This is a genomic window from Prauserella alba, from assembly GCF_024171735.1.
GTDB classification, from domain to species: Bacteria; Actinomycetota; Actinomycetes; order Mycobacteriales; family Pseudonocardiaceae; genus Prauserella; species Prauserella alba.
This window is the reverse complement of record NZ_JAMTCH010000003.1, coordinates 697,659-721,743: the sequence shown is the minus strand read 5'-3', so window position 1 is coordinate 721,743 and position 24,085 is coordinate 697,659. Positions and strand designations below refer to the sequence as shown.

Sequence of the window (24,085 nt, the reverse complement as noted above, 5' to 3'; positions counted from 1 at the left end):
TTCGTGCCGTCTTGGTCCGTGCCGTCTCGGTCCGTGCCCGTTGTCGTTCACGCCGCCGCCGGGGCCGCCGCCTCGGCCAGCACGGGCTGACCGGAGGGGCCCAGTCGGATCGTCTGGCTACGCCGCCAGGACGTGTCGTCCCGGTCCGGGAAATCGGTGCGGACGTGGCAGCCCCTGGATTCCGTGCGCGCCGACGCGGCCGCGACGAGCGCCCGCGCCACGAGCGTCAGCGCGGTCTCCTCGACCCGTTCGCGTGTCCACCCCGCGGCCTGCGGTCGGGACGCGCCCGTCCCCCTCGCCGTCGCCAGGTCCAGGACCGACCCGGCGACGGCGAGGCCGTCCGCGTCGCGGCCGATCGCGGCGTACCGGCTCATCACCCGCTGCACGTCGTCCCGGGGCGCGGACTCGAACGGTGCGGCCTCCGCCCACTCACCGGCCCCGGAAGGGACCGGCCGGCACGAGGCCAGGTCGGCCGCCACCGCGTCGGCCGCACGCCTGCCGACGACGAGTCCTTCGAGGAGGCTGTTCGACGCGAGGCGGTTGGCACCGTGCAGGCCGGTCCTGGCGACCTCGCCCACGGCGTACAGGCCCGGCACCGGCGTGCGCCCGTCGGTGCCCGCCACGACACCGCCGCACGCGAAATGCGCCGCCGGCACGACCGGGATCGGCTCCCGCGCGGGGTCGATGCCCGCGGCGTCGCACGCGGCCCGCACCGTCGGGAACCGCGCCGCGAACCCGTCGATGCCGGTCGCGTCGAGGAACACGTGGTCGTCGACCCCGCCCGGCGCCGAGGCCAGGTGGCGGATCACGGCGGCCGACACGACGTCCCGCGGAGCCAGGTCCGCCAGCGGATGCACACCCTGCATCACGCGTGTGCCGGTCGCGTCGACGAGTACCGCACCCTCGCCGCGCACCGCCTCGGTCACCAGCGGCCGCCTACCACGTGCCCCGGGCGCGTACAGCACGGTCGGATGGAACTGCACGAACTCGAGGTCGGCCACGGGTGCGCCCGCGCGCAGCGCGAGGGCGACCCCGTCGCCGGTCGCGAGGTCGGGGTTCGAGGTGGCGGCGTACAGCTGGCCGAGCCCGCCGGTGGCGAGCACCAGCGCGGGCGTGTGCACGATGCCCGGGCAACCGCGGTCGTCGAGCACCGTCACCCCGGCGATCCGGCCCGCCGCGGTGCGCACGGCGTCGACCGCCACGTGGCCTTCCAGTACCGCGAGCTCGCCATCCGCCGCCGCGGCCACGAGCGCCCGCTGGACCTCGGCGCCGGTCGCATCGCCGCCGGCGTGGATCACCCGCAGCGCACTGTGCCCGCCTTCCCGCGTCCGCGCCAGTCCCCGCGCACCGCCGTGCTCGGCCACGTCGAAGACCGCGCCGAACCGACGCAGCGTGGCGACGGCCTCCGCGCCCCCGGTGACGATCTCGGCCACGGCCTCCGGTTCGCACAGCCCCGCACCCGCGTTCTCCGTGTCCTCGGCGTGCGCGGACACGCTGTCCCCACCGGCACCTGCCGCGCCGGCGTTCGGCGCGCCGTCCAGGACGGCGGCGATACCGCCCTGGGCCCACCGCGTGTTGCCGTCGCCGATCGCCCCTTTGGTCACGACGAGCACGCGCAGCCCGCGCTCCCGGAGCCGCAGCGCGGTGCTCAGTCCGGCGGCACCGCTACCGAGCACGACCGCATCCGCTGCAGCTTCCCAGCGAGGACCCGGAAGCCGGGTTTTCGCCTCACGGTCGTTAACCGCTACGGACGCGGGTCCGATCATTCGCCACCGCCCGGCGTGCCGATCTCGATCATCCGCTGCACCGACGCCCGGCCCCGCTCGGCGATCGCGGGATCCACGTGCACCTCGTCGGCGCCCTCGCGCAGCGAGCGCAGCAGCGCCGCCGGGGTGATCATCTTCATGTAGCGACAGGACGCACGGTCGTTGACGGCACGGAAGTCGATCTCCGGCGCGGCCTTGCGCAGCTGGTGCAGCATGCCGACCTCGGTGGCCACCAGCACCGACTCCGCATTCGTCTCCCGCGCCGCGGTCAGCATGTCGCCGGTCGAGAGGATCTTCACCCGGTCCTCGGCGACCGCGCCCTCGCCCGCGAGATACAGCGCCGAGGTCGCGCAACCGCACTCCGGGTGGATGAACAGGTCGGCGCCGGGATCGGCCGCAGCCCGCTCGGCCAGCTCGGGACCGTTGATGCCGGCGTGCACGTGGCACTCCCCCGCCCACACGTGCAGGTTCTCGCGACCGGTGACCCGTTTGACGTGCGCACCGAGGAACTGGTCCGGGCAGAACAGCACCTCGCGATCGGCCGGGACGGACGCCACGACGTCGACCGCGTTCGACGAGGTGCAGCAGATGTCGGTCTCGGCCTTCACCTCGGCGGTGGTGTTGACGTACGAGACGACGACCGCTCCCGGGTACTCCGCCTTCCACGCACGCAGCTGCTCACCATTGATCGAATCGGCGAGCGAACAGCCCGCGCGCGCATCGGGAATCAGCACCGTCTTGCCCGGCGAGAGGATCTTCGCCGTCTCGGCCATGAAGTGCACTCCGCAGAACACGATCGTCGAGGCGTCGCTCTCGGCCGCGATCCGGCTGAGGGCCAGCGAGTCACCCGTGTGGTCGGCGATCTCCTGGATCTCGGGCAGCTGGTAGTTGTGCGCGAGCAGCACCGCGTCCCGCTGCGCCGCCAGCGCGCGGACCTCCTCCGCCCACGCCGCGTCCGCGGTCACGCCGCCGTAGGGCGTCAGGTCCGCGCCGGTGTCAGGGTCGCCGTTGATCGCCGTGTCGAGCGTCGGCATGTCGAGCCTCCGGTCCGTGCCTTCGATGGGTTTTCGCCTTACAATCGAAAACCGTGCGATCCCATATTATCAGCCGCGACCCGTTGGCACACGAGGTTCTGGCCGCCGTGCTCCAGGTCCGGCGCCCGCGAGACGGTGATCGGCCGCCGTCGTTGCAGGTCCTGCTGTGGCGACGGGCCCTCGATCCGCACCTCGGACGTTGGTCACTCCCGGGCGGCCGGCTGCGTGCGGACGAGGACGTCGAAACTTCCATCCGCCGCCAGCTCGCGGAGAAGGTCGACATCCGGCAGCTCCGTCATGTCGAGCAGCTCGCCGTGTTCAGCGACCCGCGGCGCGTCCCCGGACCGAGGGTGGTCGCCACGGCGTTCCTCGGCCTCGTGCCCTCCGACGTCGACCCCGAGGTCCCCGAGGACACCGCGTGGCATCCCATCGACGACCCGCCCCGCACCGCGTTCGACCACCGCGAGATCGTCACCGGCGCCCGCGACCGGCTCCGCGCGAAGCTCAGCTACACCAACCTCGGCTTCGCCCTCGTGCCGCGGCGGTTCCCGATCTCCGTGCTCCGGGACCACTACTCGGCCGCACTCGGCTACCGCGTGTCGGCGACCAATCTGCAGCGCGTACTCGCCCGCCGCGGACTGCTCGCCGACACCGGTGACACCGCGCCGTCCGGGCGTTCCGGGGGCAGGCCCGCCGCGCTGTACTCGTTCGTCCACGACGACATGCAGGTCACCGATCCGTTCGCCGCGTTCAAACCACCAGCACCCGGTCGGGGCCGGAACGCGTGAACGGGCGCGGCGGGGCGCGAGGTCGTAACGTGAACCCGTGGCCGACACGAGACCGGACGTCCAGCGGGAGACGTTGCCGTTGTTCCCGCTGCAGACCGTGGGACTGCCGGGTACCCCGCTACCGCTGCACGTCTTCGAACCGCGCTACCGCCAGCTGACGGCGGATCTGCTCACCGGCGCGGTCCCCGACCGGCTGTTCGGCGTCGTGGCACTGCGGTCCCCGTTCCTGCGGGAGGTCGACGAGCTCGAGCATGTCCACACCATCGGGTGTGCAGCCCGGCTCGACGAGGCGAAACCGCTGCCCGACGGCCGTTACGACCTCGCCACGACCGGCGTCCGGCGGTTCGTGCTCCACGACATCGACACCCGGTCCGCCCCGTACCTCATCGGCACCGTCAGCAGCCTCGACGACCACCCGTTGGCCGGCGAATCCGACGACGACGAGGCCGCGAGGGAAGCAGCGTCCCGGCTGGGCGATCTGGCGCGGGCCGCACACCGGCGGTACTGCGACGCCGCGTGGCCCGGCGAAGGCAGGCGCGCGCCCTCACCGGACACCGATCCCGCGGCGCTGTCGTACCTGCTCGCCGCCGATTGCCGCCTGCCACTGTCCGATCGGCAGGCCCTGCTCGAACAGCGCGCGCCGCTGCGGCGCCTGCGGGAAGTCTGCCGCCTGCTCAACCGGGAGGCCGGTTTCCGGTCGCTGCTGCGCGCGATTCCGACGTCACTGCCCGACATGGACGGCGGGACCGGTACGGGGATCGTGACCAGCCTGAACTGAGCGTGAACCGGACCTGCCGGTCGTCGTCCGGCGCGTGCCGGCGGCAGGTCTCGCCGGCCCGGCGGCTCTCAGCCGAGCCTGCGCCCGAGGTCGTCACGGCTGTTCCAGATCGCGAGCATGCCGTACACGAGCGCGGTCGTCAGCGGCTGGGCGAGTACGGCCCACCCCGTCTCGAGCACCGGGGCGGCCTCGACCACCGCCCCCACCTCGGGCGGTTCGGTGATGGCGTATCGGCTGCCCGCGAACGAGAGGCCCATCTGCATGGCCAGCCACGCCGAGACTACGGAACCGAGCACGGCTGCGACGAGAATCACCGGACCGCGGCGTTCGCGCAGGAGCCACACCACGACCCCGACCGCGATTCCCGCAGCCAGGCCGAGGAGGAGGAACACGGCAAGCGCGTCGAACCGGTGCCAGCTCTCCAGCTGCAGCGGCAGCTCGCCGGCCTGACCGCCCATCACCCGCATCCGCTGCGGCGGTGCCAGCAACGACCACAACCAGCCGACGGGGATCCCCAGCAGCGCCACGAACGAGACGACACTGACCGCCGGCAACAGGTCCGCCTTCACGACGACCTTCGGCCGTTCCACGCGCACGCCTTCGAGCGCCAGCGCCGACCACGCGGGCTGTTCGGTCCGCTGCTCCGACAACGGGCGTCCTCCTCGACTGCTGCGCGGCCCCGCTGTCACGACAACGGGCCGTGCGTCACGACGGACCCGCGCCATACGCGGGGCCTCCGCCGGGGTCGCCGGCAGAGGACCTCACGCGATGGCCGCGGCCTCGGCGGCGGAAGCGATCACCGTTCCCGCCGCCGGTCGGCGCCGGCACGGGCGGGACCGCCACGTGCCGACTCCACTCGTCGACACTAGCCCGCCCGCACCGGCGGCCGTCACCGGGCCTGCGCCGCGCCGCGCACGCCAGCGGGTTCGAAGTTGTCCGCCGCCGGGTCCAGCAGATACACCTGCGCGTTCCCCACGTCGAGGTACATGCCCGTCAGGGTCAGCTCACCGCGTTCGAGGGCCGATCGCACGAGCGGCGACTCCCGCAGGTGGTCGAGCTGCTGGAGCACGTTGTGCAGGGCCACCGCGTCGCCGGCGTGCGCGGGTTCGGCTCCGTCGAGCCGCACGGACCGGGCCGTGCGGCTCCGCTCCAGACCGGCCTCACCGTGTCCGAGCCAGCCCGCGAGCCCCGTCAGTCCCTCCGGGACGCCGTCGAGCAGCGCGCGCATCGCACCGCACGAGGAATGTCCGCACACGACGATCTCGCTGACACCGAGGACGCCGACGGCGAACTCGACCGACGACCACACGGCGGCACCGTCGCCGGAGTGCTGCTCGTGCGGCGGGACGAGGTTGCCGACGTTGCGGACGGTGAACATGTCGCCCGGCCCGCTCGTGGTGATCACGTTCGGCACGATGCGCGCATCGGCACACGTGATGAACAGGGTGTGGGGCTGCTGCCCCGCAGCCAGCCTGCTCATCGTGTCACGCACCAGCGGCGCGGTGCGAGTCTGGAACTCGGAGGTGCCGCGGCGCAGCGGGGCGTGGCGCTGGTCCGGGATCTGCACCTGCGGCAGCTCCTCCTCGTCCGCCCCGTCCCTGGCCATCCACTCGGACCACGGTGCGAGCCAGCGCGGCACGGCGGCGCCCGCACGGTCCTTGCGCACGATGGGGCTGCCGTCCTTGCCGCGCGCGAACCACGGGTGGCCGACCTCGTCGACGATCACCCGGCCGCCCGACCGTTCGTGCGCCTCCTGCCAGGTGTGGAGGCAGTCGAACGCGGCGTGGTCGAGATAGTCGACGACGAGCTCCAGGGTGACCGTGCTGCGCTCCGGCAGTCCATTGAGGACCGCCGAGAGCCGCGGTACCGACAGGAACGTCAGCGCGCCTTCGATGACGACGCGCCGCGTGTCTCCCTCACCCTCGGAATGCACCGCCGACCACATCGTGCGGTGGAGCACGAGCAGCACCGACAGTCCGACGCCGAGGAGCACACCCGAGAGCAGGTCGATCAGCACCACGCCCGCCACGGTCACGACGTACAGCGACAGGTCACCGTGACGGAGAACCTCGCGGATGTGGGCCGTGTTGACGAGCTTCGCGCCGACGTGCACCAGCAGCCCGGCGAGTGCGGCCAGCGGGATGCTCTCGATCACCGTCGCCAGCAGCGCGGTGAACAGCAGCACCCACACCCCGTGCAGGATCGCCGACGCGCGGGTGCGCGCTCCCGTGGCGACGTTGGTGGAGCTGCGGACGATCACGCCGGTGATCGGCAGGCCCCCGAGCGCACCCGAGGTCATGTTGCCGAGGCCCTGGCCGATGAGTTCACGATCGAAGTTGCCGCGCTTGCCCGTGTGCATCTTGTCGACGGCGACGGCCGACAGCAGCGATTCGATACTGGCGATGAGCGCGATCGTCAGGACGGCGACCGCGAAATCGGCCCAGCCGCCGCCGGGCAGCTCCGGGGCGAACCGGATGTCGAGCACACTGCTGGGCAGGTCCACGCGTTCGGCCGACGCCCCTGTCACGACGGCCAGTACGGTCACGAGCACGATCGCGGCGAGCGGAGCGGGCACCTTGCGCACCGCCGCGGGCAGCTTGCCCCACACGAGCAGGATGCCGAGGGTCAGCAGGCCGAGGAACGCGGCGGGCCCGTGCAGATCGAGCAGCTGACCGGGCAGCTGCAGGATGTTGTCGATCGCGGAGCTGTTCGAGTCACCACCGAGGATGACGTGCAGCTGGCCCAGCACGATCGTGATGCCGATGCCCGCCAGCATGCCGTGCACGATCGCGGGCGAGATCGCGAGAGCCGCCCTGGCGACCCTGCTCAGTCCGAACAGGACCTGGAGCAGACCGGCCGCCACGGTGATGGCGCACGTGACGGCCCAGCCGAACTGGTTGATCGTCTCCGCCATGACCACGGTCAGTCCCGCTGCCGGACCGCTGACCTGGAGCGGGGATCCGCCTGCGGCGCCGGCGACGATGCCGCCGACCACGGCGGCGATCAGCCCGGCGACGATCGGCGCACCGGAGGCCAGTGCGATACCCAGCGACAACGGCACGGCGACCAGGAACACCACGAGTGAGGCCGGCAGGTCGTAGCGCAGCACCGTGGTCCACCACGGCCCGGCATCGGCCTCCTGCTGGTCGCTCTGCTGACCGGTACTCAGCGTCATCGAAAACGGCCTCCTCGAGGTCGGGTGAATTCCCCGCGTTTCGTTCGCAGGGCTAATGGCGCTCGGTCGACGGCGACCACGGACGCGCCGTCGCGAACCGGCCGGGGTCGTCACCGGCAGGCCGCGGCGTCCGCGCGCGTTACGAGTACCAACACCAGGTACCAGAGGAATGCGCCGAATGCCGTATCCCGAAAGAAATTCTCATGGGATGCTCACGTGCCTGTCACTCCACAGAGGACAGCAGATTACGGCGATCGGCCTTGTCGAGTGGCCCGTAACTCACCCGAAAAACGGACTTTCCCGGTAACCTGGTCACCGATTGCAGTCGAGTTCCCGGGAACACAATGAACACAACCGATTCGAGTGAATTTCGGTTCCCCGTGGTGCCGGAAACATGGTGTTCACCCGGAAAACCCGGATGATCTCAGTGTTTGAGATGGCGATCCGGACCGGCGAGGCTGCCGTCGAGCAGCGTCTCCAGTCGCCGTGCGAGCACGTCCCAGCGCCAGTGCTCGCTCACCCAGCGGCGGCCCGCCTCGCCCATTCCACGCGCCCGAACCGGGTCCGCCAGCAGCGAGGCCACCGTGTCGACGAGCTGGTCGCGGCGCCTGCCGTCGACGACGTGTCCGGTCACCTCGTCCAGCACCGTTTCCGGAGCGCCCCCGGAGTTCCCGGCGACCACCGGCAGTCCCGTGGCCGACGCCTCCAGGTACACGATGCCCAGTCCTTCGACGTCCAGCCCCTTGCCGCGCGTGCGCGCGGGCATGGCGAACACGTCGCCCGCCGCGTAGTGGGCGGGCAGCTCCTCGGCGGGGACCGATCCGGTGAGCACGACGTCACCGGCCACCCCGGTCTGCTCGGCCAGGGACGCCAGCTGGCCGCGGTACGGCCCGCCGCCGACGACGAGCAGTGCGGCGCCCGGCACGCGCTCGCGGATCTCGGGCAGCGCCCGGATGAGCATGTCCTGCCCCTTGCGCGGGACGAGCCGGGACACGCAGACCACCGTCGGGCGGTCCCCCAGCCCGTAGCGGATGCGCAGCTCCTCGCGAGCCGCGGGGTCGGGCCGGAACGTCTCCGGATCGACACCCGACGGCAGGTGCTCCAGGCCGGCGAACCGGCCGAACGCGGAGGCGAATCGCTTGCGCGTGTAGTCACTGACGTACGTGATGACGTCGGTGGTGTCGCCGATCCTGCGCAGCGCCTGCCGCGCGGCCGGGAGCATGGACCAGCCGACCTCGTGACCGTGCGTCGAGGCGACGATGCGTTGTGCGCCCGCGGACCGCAGCGGGGCGCCGAGCAACGCGAGGGGCGCGGCGGCACCGAACCACACGGTGTCGCAGTTGCGCGAGGCCACGAGGTCCTTGGCGCGGCGCAGCACGTCCGGAGTGGGCAGCATCAGCGCCGTGGGATGGCGGACGACCTCGTACGACTGGCGGGCGTCGAACGCGCTCGACGAGCCGGACGCACGCTCCCACGCCGGCGCGTACACGACGAGGTCGTCGGAGGGCAGGCGCGAGGTGAAGGCCTGCAGATAGGACTGGATACCACCGGGCCGGGGCGGGAAGTCGTTGGTCACCAGGAGCGTGCGGCGCATGGTGACCACGCTATCCCGCCCCGGCCCGGGCGATATGCGGGCGTGCGGCGGATCAGGCGACCCGCACGGCCCCGCTGTACTCGTCCTGCAGCGGACCGACCTTGACCGGCTCGCCCTCCGTCGGCGCGTGGACCATCTGGCCGTCGCCGATGTAGATGCCCACGTGGTAGGCCGGGGAACCGGAGAACACGAGGTCACCGGGCGCCAGCTGGTCGCGGGACACCGGGGTGCCCGCACCGGCCTGCTGGTCGGCCGCAGTCCGGGGAATCGAGATGCCGGCCGCGTCGTACGCGTACGAGGTCAGACCGGAGCAGTCGAACGAGTCCGGGCCGGTGGCGCCCCAGCTGTACGGCTTGCCGATCTGCGCCATAGCGGTGTCCACCGCCGTCTGCGCGGCGGGGCCGGGCGCCGTGACCGGTCCGACGTCCGGGCCGGTGTCCTGCAGCTGCTCCTGCTCGGAATCGTTGAGCAGGCCGGACGCCTCGCGCACCTCGGCGATCTTCTCGTCGAGGGCTTCCTTGCGCGAAGCGATGTCGCCTTCGAGCTTGGCCGCGGCGTTCTTGGCCTTCGCCGCCTGGTTGCGCGCCTGCTGCGCCTTCTGCTCCGCCGCCGCGGCGCTGTCGACAGCACCGCGGAGCTTGCTCAGCGCCTTGTTGCGGTCGGTCGCCAGCACGTCCAGCGCCGAGGAGCGCTCGAGGAAGTCCTGCGCGGAGTCACCGGTCAGCAGCGCCGACATCTTGTTCATCTGCGAACCGCTGGCGAACGATGCGCCGGCGAACCGGTCGACGTCCTTGCGGTAGCGCTCTTCGTTGGCCGACGCCCGCTGTTTGGCCTGCTTGGCGTTGCGCAGGCGCTGTTTGGCGTCACCGAGCTCACCCTGTTTCTTCTCGAGGTCCGACTGCGCCTGCAGATGGGCCTCGTTCAGCTTCTCCGCCTTCTCCGAGAGCTCGTAGTACTGGTCGAGCGCCTCGGACTGCGTCTGCTGCTGCGAAACCGGGGGTGTTTGGAGGGCGGGGTTGGGGGAAGCGGTCGCCGGTGATTGGAAGGTGACAACCGCGACGACGGCGGAAGCCGCCAGCGCGCTCGAGATCACGCGCTTCACGGGTTGCGACTGCACGTCGCTCATGTCTCCTCTGCGGTCCGGCCGCCTACCGGTCGAACGGTCCGGGTGAGGTCGGGGGCCCTCACCACGGCCCGGCCACGAGGACGCACGGCACCGGATGGGAAATCCGAGACTGAGCGCCTCCGCGTGCGGTTCCGTCACGCTACTGTGCGTGAGGTCCGGCGCAGCTCCCCGACAAAAGCTGCTCTCGGCGGCGATCCCGCGTCGCCGAACGTGTTGGACGGCTGCCTGACGCGAAATCTCGGCCAGGTTACGAAACACCATCGGCCACGTCCAGCAGCCCCGGCACGTAAATCGTTCACCGCACAGTGCGACACGTTCGGACCAGCGGTTCAGCGGTCGCTGTGACCGGTCTTACACAGCGCATCCGAAGTGATCGGGACCGTTCACCTGATTGGTTGGACCGCTCACCGCACGGCGAATGACATATCGCCATTCGGCCGACGGCGACGCGCGACACCTCCCCGATACGGGACGTCGCATCCGGTCCGTGCTCCGACGGGAGAGTCTCGTCGGAGCACGGACCGGCCGCGCGTGGTCAGCCTGCGCGGCGGTCGTCGCCGCCGGCCGGCTCCCACGGATCGACCGGATCCACGGGCACGAGGCGCAAGTGCGGGACGACACCGCCCTCGGCGAGTGCGTCGACGGCGCGGCGTTCGGTCTCGTCCCACCGCAGTTCGGGCGGCGGGCCGAGCAACACGCTGACGACACAGTCGTGGCACGCGTCGCCTCGCACCCGGCACCGATCACAGTCGATGATCAACTCGTCATCGGCTCCCGAACCCTCGGTTCCCGGCTGCACGGCCCCTGGATGCTCGACCGGTGGAGCCTCGGCCCCTGGATGCTCGGCTCGTACGTGCTCGGCACCTACCGCGCCGGTACCCACCGTCCCGGTACCTGCCGTGTCCGTACCTGCCGTGTCCGTTCCCGCCGTCCCGGCGACCGAGTCCCCGGCACTTGCGCCCCGGCAGTCGCAGGCCCCGTGGCCTGCGCGTTCGTTCCGTCGTCGTTGCATGCCGCGCACGGTAGGGCCCGCCACCGACAGGAACGGGCGCCGACTCCGCACGCCCCCGCGACGGACGTCTCGCGGTGGCCGCTCCCCGCGCGCAGCCGGCCGGGGGAGAGAGACGGGCGGGAGGTGACGGTGGCCGGTACTCAGGTACGGCCGAGCCGGGTGAGCAGCACGTCCGACGGCACCGCGTGCGCCCCGCTGCGCCGCACGGCGGTGACGATCTCCTGATCGGAGGTCGCGACGATCACGGGCCGTCCGTGCGGTTCGGCGGCCACGAGATCGCGGATGACGTCGTCGGCGAGCACACCCGGTTCGGAGAACAGCACCCGCACACCGCGCGGATTCGCGGCGGGCACCGAGGTGACGCCCGCGCCGTCGAACACGACGGTGACCTCGGCCCCCACCCTGGCCTGCAGTGCACCGAGCTGGCCGACCAGCCGGGAACGCTGCTCGGCCAACGGCAGATCCGGATAGCCGGTCTTGGTGACGTTGTAGCCGTCGACCACGACGTGGACCGCAGGCAACCGGAGCAACCTGCCGAGCGTATCGGCGTCGGCGATGCGCTCGGATCCCGACGCGGGGCCCACGACGCCGCCCACGGTGTCGGCCGGCGCCGCGCCCGTACCGGAGTCCCCGAGGGCGAACTCCCTGCGGAGCCCCTCTGCAGCGCCGCCGAGGGTGTCCAGCAACAGTCGCAGCCGCACCTCGTCGGCGGCACGGGCCTCCTGGGCGGACCGCCGGGCGGCATCGGCGTCGGCGACGGCCCGTTCGGCCCTGGTGCGCTCGGCGTCGGCGCGTTCGCGTTCGCGCGCCAGTTCGTCGGCCAGTCGCCGCGCTTCGCCGCCGCGGGCACCGGTGGCCTGCTCCGCGTCCGTGCGGGCCTGCTCGGCGGCGTCACGAGCCTCCCGCAGTTCCTGACCCTGTTTGCGCAGCCGGCCGCGGAGCTTGGCGAGCTGGTCGGTGCGTTCCTCCCGCGCCCGCTCGACGTCGGCACGCGCGGCGGCCAGTTCCTCACGCGCCTCGGCCAACTCCGCCTCGAGTTTGCGCACGCGTGCGAGCGCGGCGTCGCGTTCGGACCGCACCGACGCGTCCTCGGCGCGCTGCGCCACGTCACGGAGCCGTGCGGCCGCATCCGGCTGTCCGAGCAACAACGCCGCCGCGGCGGCGGCCACCGGATCGCTGCCGACACCGGCGGCCGGGTCGAGCGCATCCGGCCGGTGCGCCCGCGTCCATTCGACGACCGCGGTCCGGAACCGTGCCGACTCCCGCAGTCCGATCAGCAGTGCCGACGCACCCGAGCTGGCGCGTTTCGCCGGTGCGAACCGAGCGACGGGCCGCACTCGTTTCGGCACGTCCGCGGCCGGGAGCCCACCCAGTGCTCCTGCGGCGAGTTCGGCGAGACGCTCCCGCACCGGGTCCGGCAGCGAGCGCCAGTCGACGTCCTGGTGCTGTTCCGCTCCGGTGGTGTCGGCACCCGCACCCCGCGCGCCGTCCGGGCCCGCCTCGTGCGAAACCGCCTCGTCCGGAGCCGGCTCGGAGGTCGTGCCGCCTGCGGAACCGGTGTCCTGCTCGAAGCCGGACCGGTCCCCGGACGGGTCGGGACGGTGCGACGACGGCTGCATCCGTCCAGCTTAGGTTCCGGGCACCTCGCGCTCGTACGCCCGGCTCCCGCGGCTGCCGGCCCTCCGCCCGTCGGGTTCCCCGCCCGGCGTCCGCCGTCAGCCGAGGTCGAGCTCCGCGACGACCGGGAGATGATCGGACGCCTCCGGTTCTCCGGCGAGCACCCGCGCCGACACCGGGGTCACGTCGTCGCCCGCATACACGTAGTCGATCCGCTTCTCCGGGGCTTTCGAGGGCAACGTCGGCCCGTCACCCTCGCCCACGACCGGCCAGACGTCGGTCAGCGTCCGGTCGAGCGGCGCGAGTTCGGGTACACCCGGTTCGGCGTTGAGATCACCGACGAGCACCGCGCGCCGGGTGTCACCGATGAGGCCGGCGATCTGCCGACCCTGCGCCACGCGGTCCGAACGGGACGACGCCGCGAGGTGGGTGTCGTAGACGTGGACACGCTCGCCGCGGATGTTCACCTCCGCGTGCAGCAGGCCCCGCTGTTCCTGATCGGGCGAACGGTGCAGATGCGTGTTCGAGGAGTCCACGATCGGGTGCCGCGACAGGATCGCCGTCCCGTACTGCACGCGCGGCCTGCCGGGTCCGGGCGGCGGATTGTCGATGTTGGCTCCGAACACCACGTGGAATCCCAGCCGTTTCGCCAGCGCACGCGCCTGGTCGGCCCACTCGCTACGGTCCGAGTAGTGCCGGTCGACCTCCTGCAGACCGGCCACGTCGGCACCGCTGCGTTCGATCACACGGGCGATGCGGTCGAGATCGAGCGCGCCGTCCGTGCCTTCGGCGTGGTGGATGTTGAACGAGAGGACCGTGAGCGTCCGCTGCTCGGCCGACACGGGCACGGCCGCCCCCGTCGTCACCCCGACCGCCACGAGTACCGCAGCCAACCACCGCCGTGTCCGCATTCGCACATCCCCACGCTCATCCGTTCCCCCACTGTCGACGGCGATCCTCCCCGAGCCGGACGGCCACCCGATGAGCCCTGAGTGAACGCACGCGAAAAACCCTCCCCTGTCACCGCCCTGCCCCGCACCCGGGTGCCTCCCGGCTACCCGGCCCCGGCCACCGCGATACCGGCGGCCCGGGGATCAGCGGCCCAGGGATCGGTGGCGCAGTGATCGGAGGCCCTCGAACGTGCGGCGTCGATCACAAGCCGCGGGCCGAGCCGACGCCGGAGAATGTCAGGCCCGGCCCCTACAGTGCGCGGCCATGCAGCTGGCTTTCGACGAACTGGGCACCCCGCTGCGCGACGTCACCTTCGTGATCGTCGACCTGGAGACCGCGGGCGGCTCTCCCGGTCCGGACGGGATCACCGAGATCGGGGCCGTGAAGGTCCGCGGAGGCCAGGTGCTCGGCGAGTTCGGCACGCTCGTGGACCCGCGCACCACGATCCCGCCGCAGATCGTGGAACTCACCGGCATCACCACGGCGATGGTCCAGGCCGCACCGCCGATCGACCAGGTGCTGCCGGCGTTCCTCGAGTTCGCGGCCGGGGCCGTGCTCGTGGCCCACAACGCCGGCTTCGACACCCGGTTCCTGCGCGCCGCCTGCGAGGGCCACGGCTACACGTGGCCGAAACCGGCCGTCGTGTGCACGCTCACGCTCTCCCGCCGCGTGCTGTCGCAGGCCGATACGCGCTCGCACCGGCTGTCGGCGCTCGCCCGGCTCTTCGGCGCCCGCACCACGCCCACGCATCGCGCGCTCGACGACGCCCGCGCCACCGTCGACGTGCTGCACGGTCTGCTGGAACGCGTCGGCCCGGTCGGCGTGCAGTCGCTCGAGGAACTGCTCGACTTCCTCCCCGACGTCACCCCGGCCCAGCGGCGGAAACGCTCCCTCGCCGCGCACCTGCCCGAAACTCCCGGGGTGTACCTGTTCCGCGGGCCCAACGAGGAGGTGCTGTACGTCGGCACCGCCCGCAACATCCGCAGGCGTGTCCGGCAGTACTTCACCGGGTCCGAGTCACGCGGGCGCATGCGCGAGATGGTGGCGCTGGCCGAGCGGGTCGACGGCATCGAATGCGCCCACGCGCTCGAAGCCCAGGTGCGGGAACTGCGTCTGCTCGCCGCCCACCGGCCCGCGTACAACCGGCGTTCGAAGAATCCGCACACCCAGTGGTGGGTCGTGCTCACCGACGAGCCGTACCCGCGGCTGTCGGTCGTACGGTCCGAACGCGACGGAGCGCTCGGGCCGTTCGGCTCCCAGGCGCGGGCGAGAACGGCGGCCGACACCCTGGCGGGAGCCACCGGACTCCGCACCTGTACCCAACGCATCCCCGCACGTGACCCTCGGGGCACGCCGTGCGTACTGGCCGAACTCGGCCGGTGCGGCGCGCCGTGTGCCGGCAGGCAAAGCGTCGAGGACTACGCCGGTGCACCGCGGCAGATCGCCGACCTCGTCGCCGGCACCGGGGACACTCCCCTGCACGCCGCGCGCGCCCACATCGACACCCTCGCGAGCGACGGCCACTTCGAACAGGCCGCCCGCAGGCGCGACGAGCTGGTCACGTTGCTGCGCGGCGTCGGAACCGCACACCGGCTCGCCGCGCTCGCCGCGATCGAGGAACTCGTCGCCGCGGCGCCCGACGGCACCGGCGGGTGGGAGCTGGCTGTCCTCCGGCACGGCAGGCTCGCCTCCGCAGGCGTGGCGCGGCGCGGCACACCGCCCATGCCCGTCGTCGACGCTCTCGTCGCCGCTGCCGAGACCGTGCTGCCGTCGCCGGGGCCGCTGCGCGGCGCGCCCGCCGAGGAGACCGGCCTGCTGCTGCGCTGGCTCGCCACCCCCGGCCGGCGGCTGGTGCGAACCTCGCGGCCGTGGTCCGAACCCGTCCACGGGGCCGGCGGCTGGGCGCCGTGGCTCGACAAGGTCGCCACGGCGGCGACACTCGAGAACGTCGGCTGAACCGCGACTACGATCGCCCCATGACAGTCCGTTCCCCCAGGAGGCCAGAGTGATCACCGCGATCATCCTCATCAGCGCAGCAGCCGACCGGATTCCCGAAACGGCACAGGAGATCGCGGACATCGACGGCGTGTCCCAGGTCTACTCGTGTGCGGGTGACGTCGACCTGATCGCCATCGTGCGCGTGGCCTCTCACGAAGACCTGGCCGCGCTCATCCCCGCCAAGATCAGCAAGGTCGACGGCGTCGTGAACACCGACACCCACATCGCCTTCCGCTCGTACTCCAGCGCGGACACGGGCACGGCGTTCGAACTCGGCATCGAATCCGCCTGAGCCGCCACGGCCGAACAGACGCAGGGAGCCCCCGGTCCTGGTGACCGGGGGCTCCCTGCGTACCGCCGTGATTACTCGTGCGACGCGGAGCCTGCGGGCGCCTCGGACTCCTCCGGCTCACCCGATTCCAGCTCGCGGGCACGCTGGTGCCGTTCGTGCTCGGCGTGTGCGGCCTCGAGTGCCGCCGTCTCGTCCGCCGGATCCGGCGACCACCAGCCGCCGGGCACCGGCGAACCGGCCGTGCCGAGCTTGTTCATCTTCTTCGGCACCGGTGCGCCCTGGTACTCCAGCGGTACCGCGTGACCGTGGTCGTCGACCGGGCCGAGCGGCTGGTGCAGCTCGATGAACTCGCCGTGCGGCAGGCGCTTGATGATGCCGGTCTCGAGACCGTGCTCCAGCACCTCCCTGTCGGACCGCTGCAGGCCGATACAGATCCGGTACGTGATCCAGTACGACAGCGGTGGCAGCAACAGGATGCCGATACGGCCCATCCACGTCGTCGCGTTGAGCGAGATGTCGAACGCGAACGCGAGGATGTCGTTGAAGCCGGACATCTCCAGCACCATGAAGAACGTCAGCGCCATCACACCGAGGCTCGTCCGTACCGGTGCGTCCCGCGGCCGCTGCAACAGGTTGTGATGCGCGGTGTCCTTCGACAGTTTCCGTTCGATGAACGGATACGCGATGAACACCGTGAACAGGATGCCCATGCCGATCGCGCCCGCGAAGAACACCGGCGGGACCGTGTAGTTGCCCAGATACAGCTCCCAGGCGGGCCAGATTCGGAGAATGCCGTCTGCCCAGGCCATGTACCAGTCGGGCTGGGATCCGGCGGACACCTGCGACGGGTTGTACGGGCCGATGTGCCAGACCGCGTTGATCTGGAACAGACCCGACATCAACGCGATCAGACCGGTGACGACCGCGAAGAACGCACCCGCCTTGACGGCGAACACCGGCACGATCCGGACGCCGACGACGTTGGTCTCCTTGCGCTTCTTGCCGGGGAACTGGGTGTGCTTCTGGTACCACACCAGCGCCAGGTGCACGGCGACCAGCGCGAGCATGATGCCCGGGATGAGCAGGATGTGCAGCGTGTACATCCGCGGCACGATCACCGTGCCGGGGAACTCCCCGCCGAACAGCGCCCAGTGCAGCCAGGTGCCGGCCACCGGAACGGACAGCACGATGCCGGAGAGCGTCGCGCGGATACCCGTACCGGAGAGCAGGTCGTCCGGCAGCGAGTAGCCGAAGAAGCCTTCGAAGGCGCCCAGAATCAGCAGCAGCGCGCCGATGATCCAGTTGGCCTCGCGCGGGCGGCGGAACGCGCCGGTGAAGAACACGCGGAGCATGTGCACGACCATCGACGCGACGAAGATCAACGCCGCCCAGTGGTGCACCTGCCGCACGAACAGCCCACCCCTGACCTCGAACGAGATCTCGAGCGTGCTCGCCATCGCGCGGGACATCTCGATGCCCTGCAGGTTCGGGTACGGCCCCTCGTAGACGACCTCGGCCATCGACGGGTCGAAGAACAGCGTCAGGTAGACGCCCGAGAGGATGACGATGATGAAGCTGTAGAGGGCGATCTCCCCGAGCAGGAACGACCAGTGCGTCGGGAAGACCTTGTTCATCTGGTGCCGCAGGCCCTTGGACAGCAGGTACCGCTGGTCGGCGTTGTTCGCCGCCTCGGAGGCGTGCTGTGCGAGAGCGCTGGAGCCCTTGGTCGGTGTCGTCAGTGAGCTCATGACTCGCGCTCCCAGAAACCGGGTCCGATCGGCTCGATGAAGTCGTGCCGGGCGATCAGGTAACCATCGGTGTGCACCGTGATGGGCAGCTGAGCGAGTGCACGCGTCGCCGGGCCGAACACCGGCTTGGCGTACTGCAGCGCGTCGAACTGCGACTGGTGGCACGGGCACAGGATGCGGTTGGTCTGCTGCTCGTACAGCGACGTCGGGCAACCGACGTGGCTGCAGATCTTCGTGAAGGCGTAGAAGTCGCCGTAGTTGAAGTCCTCCTGGCCCTTGCGCTTCACCACGTTGGCGGCGTCGCCGGGGCGCAGACGGATCAGCATGACCGGATTGTCGGACCTGCGGACGGCGTGCAGCAGCGCCTCGTGGTCACCGAGCTCGGACTCGCGGAACGGGAACACCGTCTCCATGCCGCCCGCGTCGATCTCCTCGGGCCGGACGAGCGAGACCTCGTTCGCGTCGCCGGTGTGACGGCGCAGGTAGACGACCTCGCCCGGGTGCTGCTTCTGCCAGCCCGTGTGGACCAGCCCGTCCTTGTTGTCCGCGTTGGCGTGCGGGTCCTTGATGAACGACGCCACGGGCAGCGCGACGACGCCGAGTCCCAGCGCACCGACACCGAGTCCGGCCGTGCGCTTGATCATGGAACGGCGGCCGATCGTCGTGCGGTCACCGGCGTCGGCGAGGTGCGCGACGATGGTCTTCCGGTCGACCTCCGCCGAGCCCTCGCCCATGTTGTCGGTGCGCTGCTGGATCGCGGTCTCGTTCGGGATGAACTTCTTCCCGTACAGCAGCACACCGAACGCGATGGCCAGCACCGAGATGCCCATCGTGATGCCGAGCACCGGCGTGTACAGGCTGTACCAGAAGTGGGCCGACTCGTCACCGCGCGGCACGTACTTCCACGGCCACCAGATGAGCGCCACGACGAACGCCAGGCCGGCGAGCGCCGCGACCAGGAACCACAGCGCCACGGCGCGCTCGGCCCGCTTCTCGGCCTTCGTGCCCTTGACCGGCCACGGGTCCGGGTAATCGACGATCTCGACACCGTCCAGCTGGCCACCCAGCTCGACGAGGTCGTCCCGGCTCATCGCCGCGAGTTCCTCGTCCGAAGGACGGGGTCCTGGCTCGTTGCCACTCATGCCTATGCCCTCGATCCAATCCACAGGGTAGCGCCGATCAGGGCGCCGATCCCCACGACCCACGCGATGACACCTTCGGAAGCCGGCCCCAGACCGCCCAGCGCGTTGCCGCCCGGCTGGTTGTTGCCGTCGCCGACCGACTTCACGTAGGCGACGATGTCCCGCTTCTCCTCAGGGGTCAGCTGCCGGTCCGAGAACTTCGGCATGTTCTGCGGACCGGTCTGCATCGCGGTGTAAATCTCTTTCTCACTCGCAGGCCCGAGCTCCGGCGCGTACTTACCGGACGACAGCGCACCGCCCTGACCGGTGAAGTTGTGGCACGACGCGCAGTTGAGGCGGAACAACTCGCCACCACGCGCCGGGTTCTGGCCCTGAAGCTGCTCGCCGTGACCGTCGGGGCTCTGCGGTCCGCCGCCGTGCGCCTGGATGTAGGCACCGAGCGCGTCGATCTCGGCAGGCGTGTACTTCGCAGGCTTCCGGGAAGCCTGAGCCTCCTGCCGGACCATCGGCATCCGGCCGCTGGAGACCTGGAAGTACACCGAGGCCTCGCCGACGCCGACCAGGCTCGGGCCCTTGTCGTCGACGCCCTGCAGATTCGACCCGTGGCACGAGATGCAGGTGTTGTTGTAGATCTGCTCGCCCTTGCGCAGCTGAGCCGAATCGGTCTGCGCCTCGGCGGTCTGCGGCTCCGGTGCGAACACGGCGTACATGCCGCCCGCACCGATCAGCGCCATCGCGAGCGCGGCGAATCCGGCGACCCGCCTGCGGAACTTCGAGCGGCGGCCCGCTCGCCGGTCGCCCGCCGCTGCGGGCTTCTTCGTGGAGGTCATCTTCTGCGGCAACCCTTGCTGTCAGTTCGGCCGTACTGGGGAGAACGGATCACAGTGGTCAATGCGTCAGGGGACGATGTAGATCACCGCGAACAGGCCGATCCACACGATGTCGACGAAGTGCCAGTAGTACGACACGACGATGGCCGAGGTGGCCTGCGCCGGTGTGAACTTGCTCAACTTCGTCCGGATGAGCAGGTAGACGAACGCGATCAGACCGCCGATGACGTGCAGGCCGTGGAAGCCCGTGGTCAGGTAGAAGACCGTGCCGTAGGCGCCGGAGGGGATCGTCACACCCTCACTGATCAGCGTGAGGTACTCGCCGGCCTGCCCGAGCACGAAGACCGTGCCCATGATCAGCGTGATCAGGTACCACCGGCGCAGGCCGAAGACGTCACCGCGTTCGGCGGCGAACACGCCGAACTGACAGGTGAACGACGACGCCACCAGGATGGCGGTGAACGGCAGCGCGTAGGCGATGTCCAAGTGGATCAGCTCGCCGGTGGCCTCGTTCACCGGCGGCCAGTGCCCGGTGTCGTTCTGCGCCTTGACCGTGAAGAACATCGCGAACAGCCCGGCGAAGAACATGAGCTCGCTGGACAGCCAGACGATGGTCCCGACGCTGACCATGTTCGGCCGGTTGAGCGAGTGCACTCGCTGGCTGATGTTGGGAGCTGCCGTTGTCACGAGTCGCATTATGTCTGTTCGCCTCCCGGCCGTGCAGCCCGGGTCCTACGGAGAGTCGTGGAATCCTCGGGATCGCCTGGTGATCGCCTGGGTCGAGCGAGGTCGGGGCGGTTAACATCGACGCGCGGCGGCAACGAGGCCGCCCGAACGCCCGACATGGAGGACGGCACATGACCGATCACCCCCAGCGGATCCTCGTGTTCAGCCACCGGCCGGAGGTCCGTGACACGATCATGGGCGCCGTGGGGCGCAGGCCCGCCACCGACCTGCCCACGGTGACCTACGTCGAGGCGTCCGGAGTCGCCGACGTACTGGCCGAGATGGACGCGGGCTCCGTCGACCTCGCTATCCTCGACGGCGAGGCCCAGCCGACGGGCGGCATCGGACTGTGCAGGCAGCTCAAACACGAGATCACCGCCTGCCCGCCGATCGCCGTGGCCGTGCGGCGCGCCGACGATCGATGGCTCGCGACCTGGTCACAGGCGGACGCCGTCCTGGTGCACCCGCTGGACCCCCTCGCCTCCGCCGAAACGATCGCCGAGGTGCTGCGCAGGCAGCGCCTCCCCGCCGTACAGGGTTGATCTCACACATGCCTGACGCACCGACCTGGCCCTCGATTCTGGGCAGGCTCATCGACCGCGCCGACCTCTCCGAGGAGGAGACGGCGTGGGCGATGGACCAGATCATGTCCGACGCCGCGACCCCGTCCCAGATCGGCGGGTTCGCCGTCGGCCTCAGGGCCAAGGGCGAGACTCCCGCGGAGATCTCCGGTATGGCGTCGGCGATGCTGGCGCACGCGCGCACACTCGACATCGACTACACCGCCGTCGACATCGTCGGCACCGGCGGCGACCGCGCGGGGTCGGTGAACATCTCGACGATGTCGTCGCTGGTCGTGGCCGCGGCGGGCGCTCCGGTCGTCAAGCACGGCAGCCGGGCCGCCTCGTCGAAGTCGGGCGCGGCGGATGTGCTGGAGACCATGGGTGTGGCGATCACCATGTCGCCGGAGGACGTGCTGCGGTGCGTCTCGGAGGTCGGCATCGGGTTCTGCTTCGCGCCCGCGTTCCACCCCGCACTCAAGTACGCCGGTGCGACGCGACGTGAACTGGGTGTGCCGACGACGTTCAACATGCTCGGCCCGCTCAGCAACCCGGCGCAGCCTTCGGCCAGCCTCATCGGCTGCGCCTACCGGGACAAGACGCGGGTGCTGGCCGAGGTGTACGCCCACCGCGGGCACGACGTGCTGCTGGTCCGCGGTGACGACGGTCTCGACGAGATCACCACCACGACCACGACGACGGCATGGGTCATCACCGGCGGCACCATCCGGGAAACGACGATCGATCCGCAGGCCCTGGGAATCCCTCTCGCCACCGAGGCGGACCTGAAGGGCGGCACCCCGGAGATCAACGCCAGGGCCGTCCACGAGCTCGTCAGTGGCAAAACGGGGCCGGTTCGGGACGCGGTGCTGCTGAACGCGGCCGGCGCACTCACGGCCTACCACGGCTTCTCCGGCGATCTCTCCGGCGATCTGAGCGCCCATCTCGAGCGCGCGGCCGAGGCCCTCGACTCCGGGGCGACCGCGGACCTGCTGCAGCGGTGGATCGCCTTCTCGGCGACGACCACGGGCTGACGCCCGGCCGTGCGCGACGGCCGACCCCGCCGAACACACGTGAAGGCCCTGCCTCCCCGGTGATGCCGGGAAGGCAGGGCCTTCACGATGACGGAGCAAGGGCCTCCGGCCCCGGATCGATGACCGGGACGTCGGCCGGGGCCTCAGTGGTGGCTGGGCCCGGAGTGGTACTCGAACACCAGCCCGCCGATCGTGATCAGCAGACCGATGATCGCGAAGACCAGCAGCCAGATCTGCATGAACGCGAGCGAGATTCCCGCCAGCGCCGCGCAGGCGGCGAGGCCGACCGGCCAGTAGCTACCGGCGCTGAAGAAACCCAGTTCGCCCGCGCCGTCGCTGACCTCGGCCTCCTCGTTGTCCTCGGGCCGGTCCGGGATGCGGCGGCCGACGAACCGGATGTAGCTGCCGACCAGGAGCGTGAGGCCGCCGGTCAGAATCAGCGCGACGGTGCCGATCGGCTCGACCCCGTCCTCGGTCATGACGCCCGTCATCACCCCGTAGACGACCGCCACGAAGAACGCGAAGACCATGACGATGTCGAACAGCCTGGCTTCGTTCTTCATGTGCCCTGTGTCCTTACTGGTAGCTCAGCGTTCGTGATCAGCGTACTGAGGATGGATCCGATACTTCGATGCCAGCCGGTCGCGTGCCGCGCGCGGACCGGGCCGCGTCCCGCCCGCCGTGGGCGGGACGATCAGCCGGAGGCCGTCCGCAGCGTGCGGTCGGTGGCGAACGGTGTGGTCGTGGTGGCGGTCGGGCTGCACAGCTCCTCGTCGCAGCCCTCGTCCTGCAGCGCCTTCAGCGCGTCCGCGGCCGTGTTGGGCTCGCCGGTCCGCGTGTTGGTCTGCGCCCGCAGCTCGATGTACCGGTCGTACAGCTCCGGCGACAGCGCGCGCACCTCGAAGTTCATCATCGCGTGGTACGTGCCGCACAGCTCGGCGCAGCGGCCGACGAACGCGCCTTGGCTGTCGATCGTGTTCTGGAACGTGTTGTCCTGGTTGTTCTTCTTCGGGAACGGCATGACGTCCCGCTTGAAGTTGAACTCCGGCACCCAGAACGAGTGGATGACGTCGGTCGAACGCAGGTTGTACTGGATCGTCCGGTCGGTCGGCAGCACCAGCAGCGGAATCTCCGACGAGCTGCCGACGGTGGAGATCGTCTGGCCGTTCTCGGTCTTGGCCTCGTCCGGGTAGCCGAACTCCCAGTTCCACTGGAAGGCCGTGACATCGACCGTGACGTCGGGCTCGTCCTCCTCCGCCAGCACCTGACTCTCGGTGGTGGCGGTGAAGAAGAACAGCACACACACCATGATCACGGGCACGACGACGCAGAACAGCTCGAGCGGCACGTTGTACTGGAACTGCCGCGGGAGGGCGTCCTGCCCGCTCGTGTCGGCGGGGGACGGCTTCTTCCGGTGGAAGATCATCGACCAGAACATCAGGCCCCAGACGATGACGCCGACGAGCAGCGCGGCGACGACGGACCAGGTCCAGAAGGTCCGCATGCTGTCGGCCTCGGGGGTGACGCCTTCCGGCCACCCGAACCGCAGGACCTCCTCGCCGGAACATCCCGTCGCCAGGACGGCGACAAGCCCGGCGAGCATGGTCACCTTGGCGACCTTGCCCCGGCGTGTGTTCCGGGTGCGTTCTGGAACGCCCACTGCGCGATGCCTCCTCGCCCGATCACTACGTGACGTAGGGGGACTTTAGCCGAGGTGAACCGGATCGGCGCCCAAGGGGTATCCGTGCCCCCGCCGCCGTTACCGCGGACACACTGCGGGCATACTGGCGACTCCAGCGCCGCATCGGTTCACGGCCGGGTCACGGCCGGTGCGCCATCGGCCCCGGCACGACCGCCCGCGGGCCACGTGACGAGCCGATTCGGCGAGCCCGCGACGAGCAAAAAGGTGTGTGA

General features: G+C 70.7%; 21 protein-coding genes. 6 read left to right on the top strand and 15 right to left on the bottom strand.

The annotated features are described in order from the left end of the window. Positions 1–47: 47 nt before the first annotated feature. Positions 48–1,766, bottom strand: coding sequence for an L-aspartate oxidase (locus LY12_RS03225; protein WP_253853155.1), 1,719 nt, complete (start codon positions 1,764–1,766; stop codon positions 48–50). After that, positions 1,763–2,800, bottom strand: a complete 1,038-nt coding sequence (gene nadA, locus LY12_RS03220) for a quinolinate synthase NadA (protein WP_253853154.1) — start codon at positions 2,798–2,800, stop codon at positions 1,763–1,765. Before nadA ends, LY12_RS03225 begins: the two co-directional genes overlap by 4 nt. A 107-nt stretch (positions 2,801–2,907) precedes the next feature. On the opposite strand from nadA, the gene LY12_RS03215 reads away from it, so the two are divergent. Both LY12_RS03215 and LY12_RS03210 read left to right on the top strand, forming a co-directional pair. Continuing rightward, positions 2,908–3,588, top strand: a complete 681-nt coding sequence (locus LY12_RS03215; protein ID WP_308292088.1) for an NUDIX hydrolase — start codon at positions 2,908–2,910, stop codon at positions 3,586–3,588. 37 nt (positions 3,589–3,625) lie between these two features. Then, positions 3,626–4,366 carry an LON peptidase substrate-binding domain-containing protein gene (locus tag LY12_RS03210; protein ID WP_253853153.1) on the top strand — a complete coding sequence of 247 codons (741 nt, stop codon included), beginning with the start codon at positions 3,626–3,628 and terminating at the stop codon, positions 4,364–4,366. A gap of 68 nt (positions 4,367–4,434) precedes the next feature. On the opposite strand, the gene LY12_RS03205 is transcribed toward LY12_RS03210, so the two are convergent. The 7 genes from LY12_RS03205 to LY12_RS03175 form a co-directional block, all read right to left on the bottom strand. Next, a complete protein-coding gene (locus LY12_RS03205) occupies positions 4,435–5,016 on the bottom strand; it encodes a DUF2567 domain-containing protein (protein ID WP_372493436.1) in 582 nt (193 codons plus the stop codon). Between the two features lie 239 nt (positions 5,017–5,255). Continuing rightward, a complete protein-coding gene (locus tag LY12_RS03200; RefSeq protein WP_253853152.1) occupies positions 5,256–7,541 on the bottom strand; it encodes a SulP family inorganic anion transporter in 2,286 nt (761 codons plus the stop codon). Positions 7,542–7,965: 424 nt separating this feature from the next. Further along, entirely contained in the window at positions 7,966–9,135 is a 1,170-nt protein-coding gene (locus LY12_RS03195) for a glycosyltransferase family 4 protein (protein WP_253853151.1), read from the bottom strand. 52 nt (positions 9,136–9,187) lie between these two features. Next, complete coding sequence (locus LY12_RS03190) at positions 9,188–10,252, bottom strand: NlpC/P60 family protein (protein ID WP_253854843.1); 1,065 nt, start codon at positions 10,250–10,252, stop codon at positions 9,188–9,190. Between the two features lie 544 nt (positions 10,253–10,796). Beyond that, the gene (locus LY12_RS03185; protein ID WP_344072262.1) at positions 10,797–11,060 is read right to left on the bottom strand and encodes a hypothetical protein; all 264 of its coding nucleotides are present in this window, start codon (positions 11,058–11,060) and stop codon (positions 10,797–10,799) included. Positions 11,061–11,413: 353 nt separating this feature from the next. Then, positions 11,414–12,892 carry an NYN domain-containing protein gene (locus tag LY12_RS03180; protein WP_253853150.1) on the bottom strand — a complete coding sequence of 493 codons (1,479 nt, stop codon included), beginning with the start codon at positions 12,890–12,892 and terminating at the stop codon, positions 11,414–11,416. Between the two features lie 96 nt (positions 12,893–12,988). After that, entirely contained in the window at positions 12,989–13,801 is an 813-nt protein-coding gene (locus tag LY12_RS03175; RefSeq protein WP_253853149.1) for an endonuclease/exonuclease/phosphatase family protein, read from the bottom strand. Positions 13,802–14,105: 304 nt separating this feature from the next. Between LY12_RS03175 and LY12_RS03170 the strand changes: the two genes are divergently transcribed. Together LY12_RS03170 and LY12_RS03165 are read left to right on the top strand one after the other, a co-directional pair. After that, positions 14,106–15,797: a DEDD exonuclease domain-containing protein gene (locus LY12_RS03170; RefSeq protein ID WP_253853148.1), complete on the top strand. Its 1,692-nt coding sequence runs from the start codon at positions 14,106–14,108 to the stop codon at positions 15,795–15,797. A gap of 49 nt (positions 15,798–15,846) precedes the next feature. Then, on the top strand, positions 15,847–16,131 hold the full coding sequence (locus LY12_RS03165; RefSeq protein WP_253853147.1) for an Lrp/AsnC family transcriptional regulator: 285 nt from the start codon (positions 15,847–15,849) through the stop codon (positions 16,129–16,131). Between the two features lie 71 nt (positions 16,132–16,202). Here LY12_RS03165 and qcrB read toward each other — a convergent pair whose 3' ends face one another. From qcrB to ctaE, 4 genes are all read right to left on the bottom strand, one after another. Then, positions 16,203–17,879, bottom strand: coding sequence for a cytochrome bc1 complex cytochrome b subunit (gene qcrB, locus LY12_RS03160; RefSeq protein WP_253853146.1), 1,677 nt, complete (start codon positions 17,877–17,879; stop codon positions 16,203–16,205). Further along, entirely contained in the window at positions 17,876–19,021 is a 1,146-nt protein-coding gene (qcrA, locus tag LY12_RS03155) for a cytochrome bc1 complex Rieske iron-sulfur subunit (RefSeq protein ID WP_253853145.1), read from the bottom strand. Before qcrA ends, qcrB begins: the two co-directional genes overlap by 4 nt. Positions 19,022–19,023: 2 nt before the next feature. Further along, a complete protein-coding gene (gene qcrC, locus LY12_RS03150; RefSeq protein WP_253853144.1) occupies positions 19,024–19,851 on the bottom strand; it encodes a cytochrome bc1 complex diheme cytochrome c subunit in 828 nt (275 codons plus the stop codon). 66 nt (positions 19,852–19,917) lie between these two features. Then, a complete protein-coding gene (gene ctaE / locus LY12_RS03145; RefSeq protein WP_253853143.1) occupies positions 19,918–20,547 on the bottom strand; it encodes an aa3-type cytochrome oxidase subunit III in 630 nt (209 codons plus the stop codon). A 161-nt stretch (positions 20,548–20,708) separates the two neighbouring features. On the opposite strand from ctaE, the gene LY12_RS03140 reads away from it, so the two are divergent. After that, positions 20,709–21,119, top strand: coding sequence for a response regulator (locus LY12_RS03140; protein WP_253853142.1), 411 nt, complete (start codon positions 20,709–20,711; stop codon positions 21,117–21,119). Positions 21,120–21,127: 8 nt separating this feature from the next. Then, on the top strand, positions 21,128–22,171 hold the full coding sequence (gene trpD, locus LY12_RS03135) for an anthranilate phosphoribosyltransferase (protein WP_253853141.1): 1,044 nt from the start codon (positions 21,128–21,130) through the stop codon (positions 22,169–22,171). 143 nt (positions 22,172–22,314) lie between these two features. Here the strand turns inward: trpD and LY12_RS03130 are convergent, their stop codons facing one another. Next, positions 22,315–22,734: a cytochrome c oxidase subunit 4 gene (locus LY12_RS03130; RefSeq protein WP_253853140.1), complete on the bottom strand. Its 420-nt coding sequence runs from the start codon at positions 22,732–22,734 to the stop codon at positions 22,315–22,317. Between the two features lie 131 nt (positions 22,735–22,865). Further along, positions 22,866–23,831 (bottom strand): aa3-type cytochrome oxidase subunit II, encoded by a 966-nt coding sequence (gene ctaC, locus LY12_RS03125; protein WP_253853139.1) that lies wholly within the window; start codon positions 23,829–23,831, stop codon positions 22,866–22,868. Positions 23,832–24,085: the final 254 nt, after the last annotated feature.

Coding starts and splice junctions, on each gene's coding strand:
- LY12_RS03180 (WP_253853150.1), bottom strand. CDS start 12,892: ATGCAGCCGTCGTCGCACCGTCCCGACCCGTCCGGGGACCGGTCCGGC.
- trpD (WP_253853141.1), top strand. CDS start 21,128: ATGCCTGACGCACCGACCTGGCCCTCGATTCTGGGCAGGCTCATCGAC.
- ctaE (WP_253853143.1), bottom strand. CDS start 20,547: ATGCGACTCGTGACAACGGCAGCTCCCAACATCAGCCAGCGAGTGCAC.
- LY12_RS03175 (WP_253853149.1), bottom strand. CDS start 13,801: ATGCGGACACGGCGGTGGTTGGCTGCGGTACTCGTGGCGGTCGGGGTG.
- qcrB (WP_253853146.1), bottom strand. CDS start 17,879: ATGAGCTCACTGACGACACCGACCAAGGGCTCCAGCGCTCTCGCACAG.
- nadA (WP_253853154.1), bottom strand. CDS start 2,800: ATGCCGACGCTCGACACGGCGATCAACGGCGACCCTGACACCGGCGCG.
- LY12_RS03225 (WP_253853155.1), bottom strand. CDS start 1,766: ATGATCGGACCCGCGTCCGTAGCGGTTAACGACCGTGAGGCGAAAACC.
- qcrA (WP_253853145.1), bottom strand. CDS start 19,021: ATGAGTGGCAACGAGCCAGGACCCCGTCCTTCGGACGAGGAACTCGCG.
- LY12_RS03195 (WP_253853151.1), bottom strand. CDS start 9,135: ATGCGCCGCACGCTCCTGGTGACCAACGACTTCCCGCCCCGGCCCGGT.
- LY12_RS03140 (WP_253853142.1), top strand. CDS start 20,709: ATGACCGATCACCCCCAGCGGATCCTCGTGTTCAGCCACCGGCCGGAG.
- LY12_RS03200 (WP_253853152.1), bottom strand. CDS start 7,541: ATGACGCTGAGTACCGGTCAGCAGAGCGACCAGCAGGAGGCCGATGCC.
- LY12_RS03130 (WP_253853140.1), bottom strand. CDS start 22,734: ATGAAGAACGAAGCCAGGCTGTTCGACATCGTCATGGTCTTCGCGTTC.
- LY12_RS03170 (WP_253853148.1), top strand. CDS start 14,106: ATGCAGCTGGCTTTCGACGAACTGGGCACCCCGCTGCGCGACGTCACC.
- qcrC (WP_253853144.1), bottom strand. CDS start 19,851: ATGACCTCCACGAAGAAGCCCGCAGCGGCGGGCGACCGGCGAGCGGGC.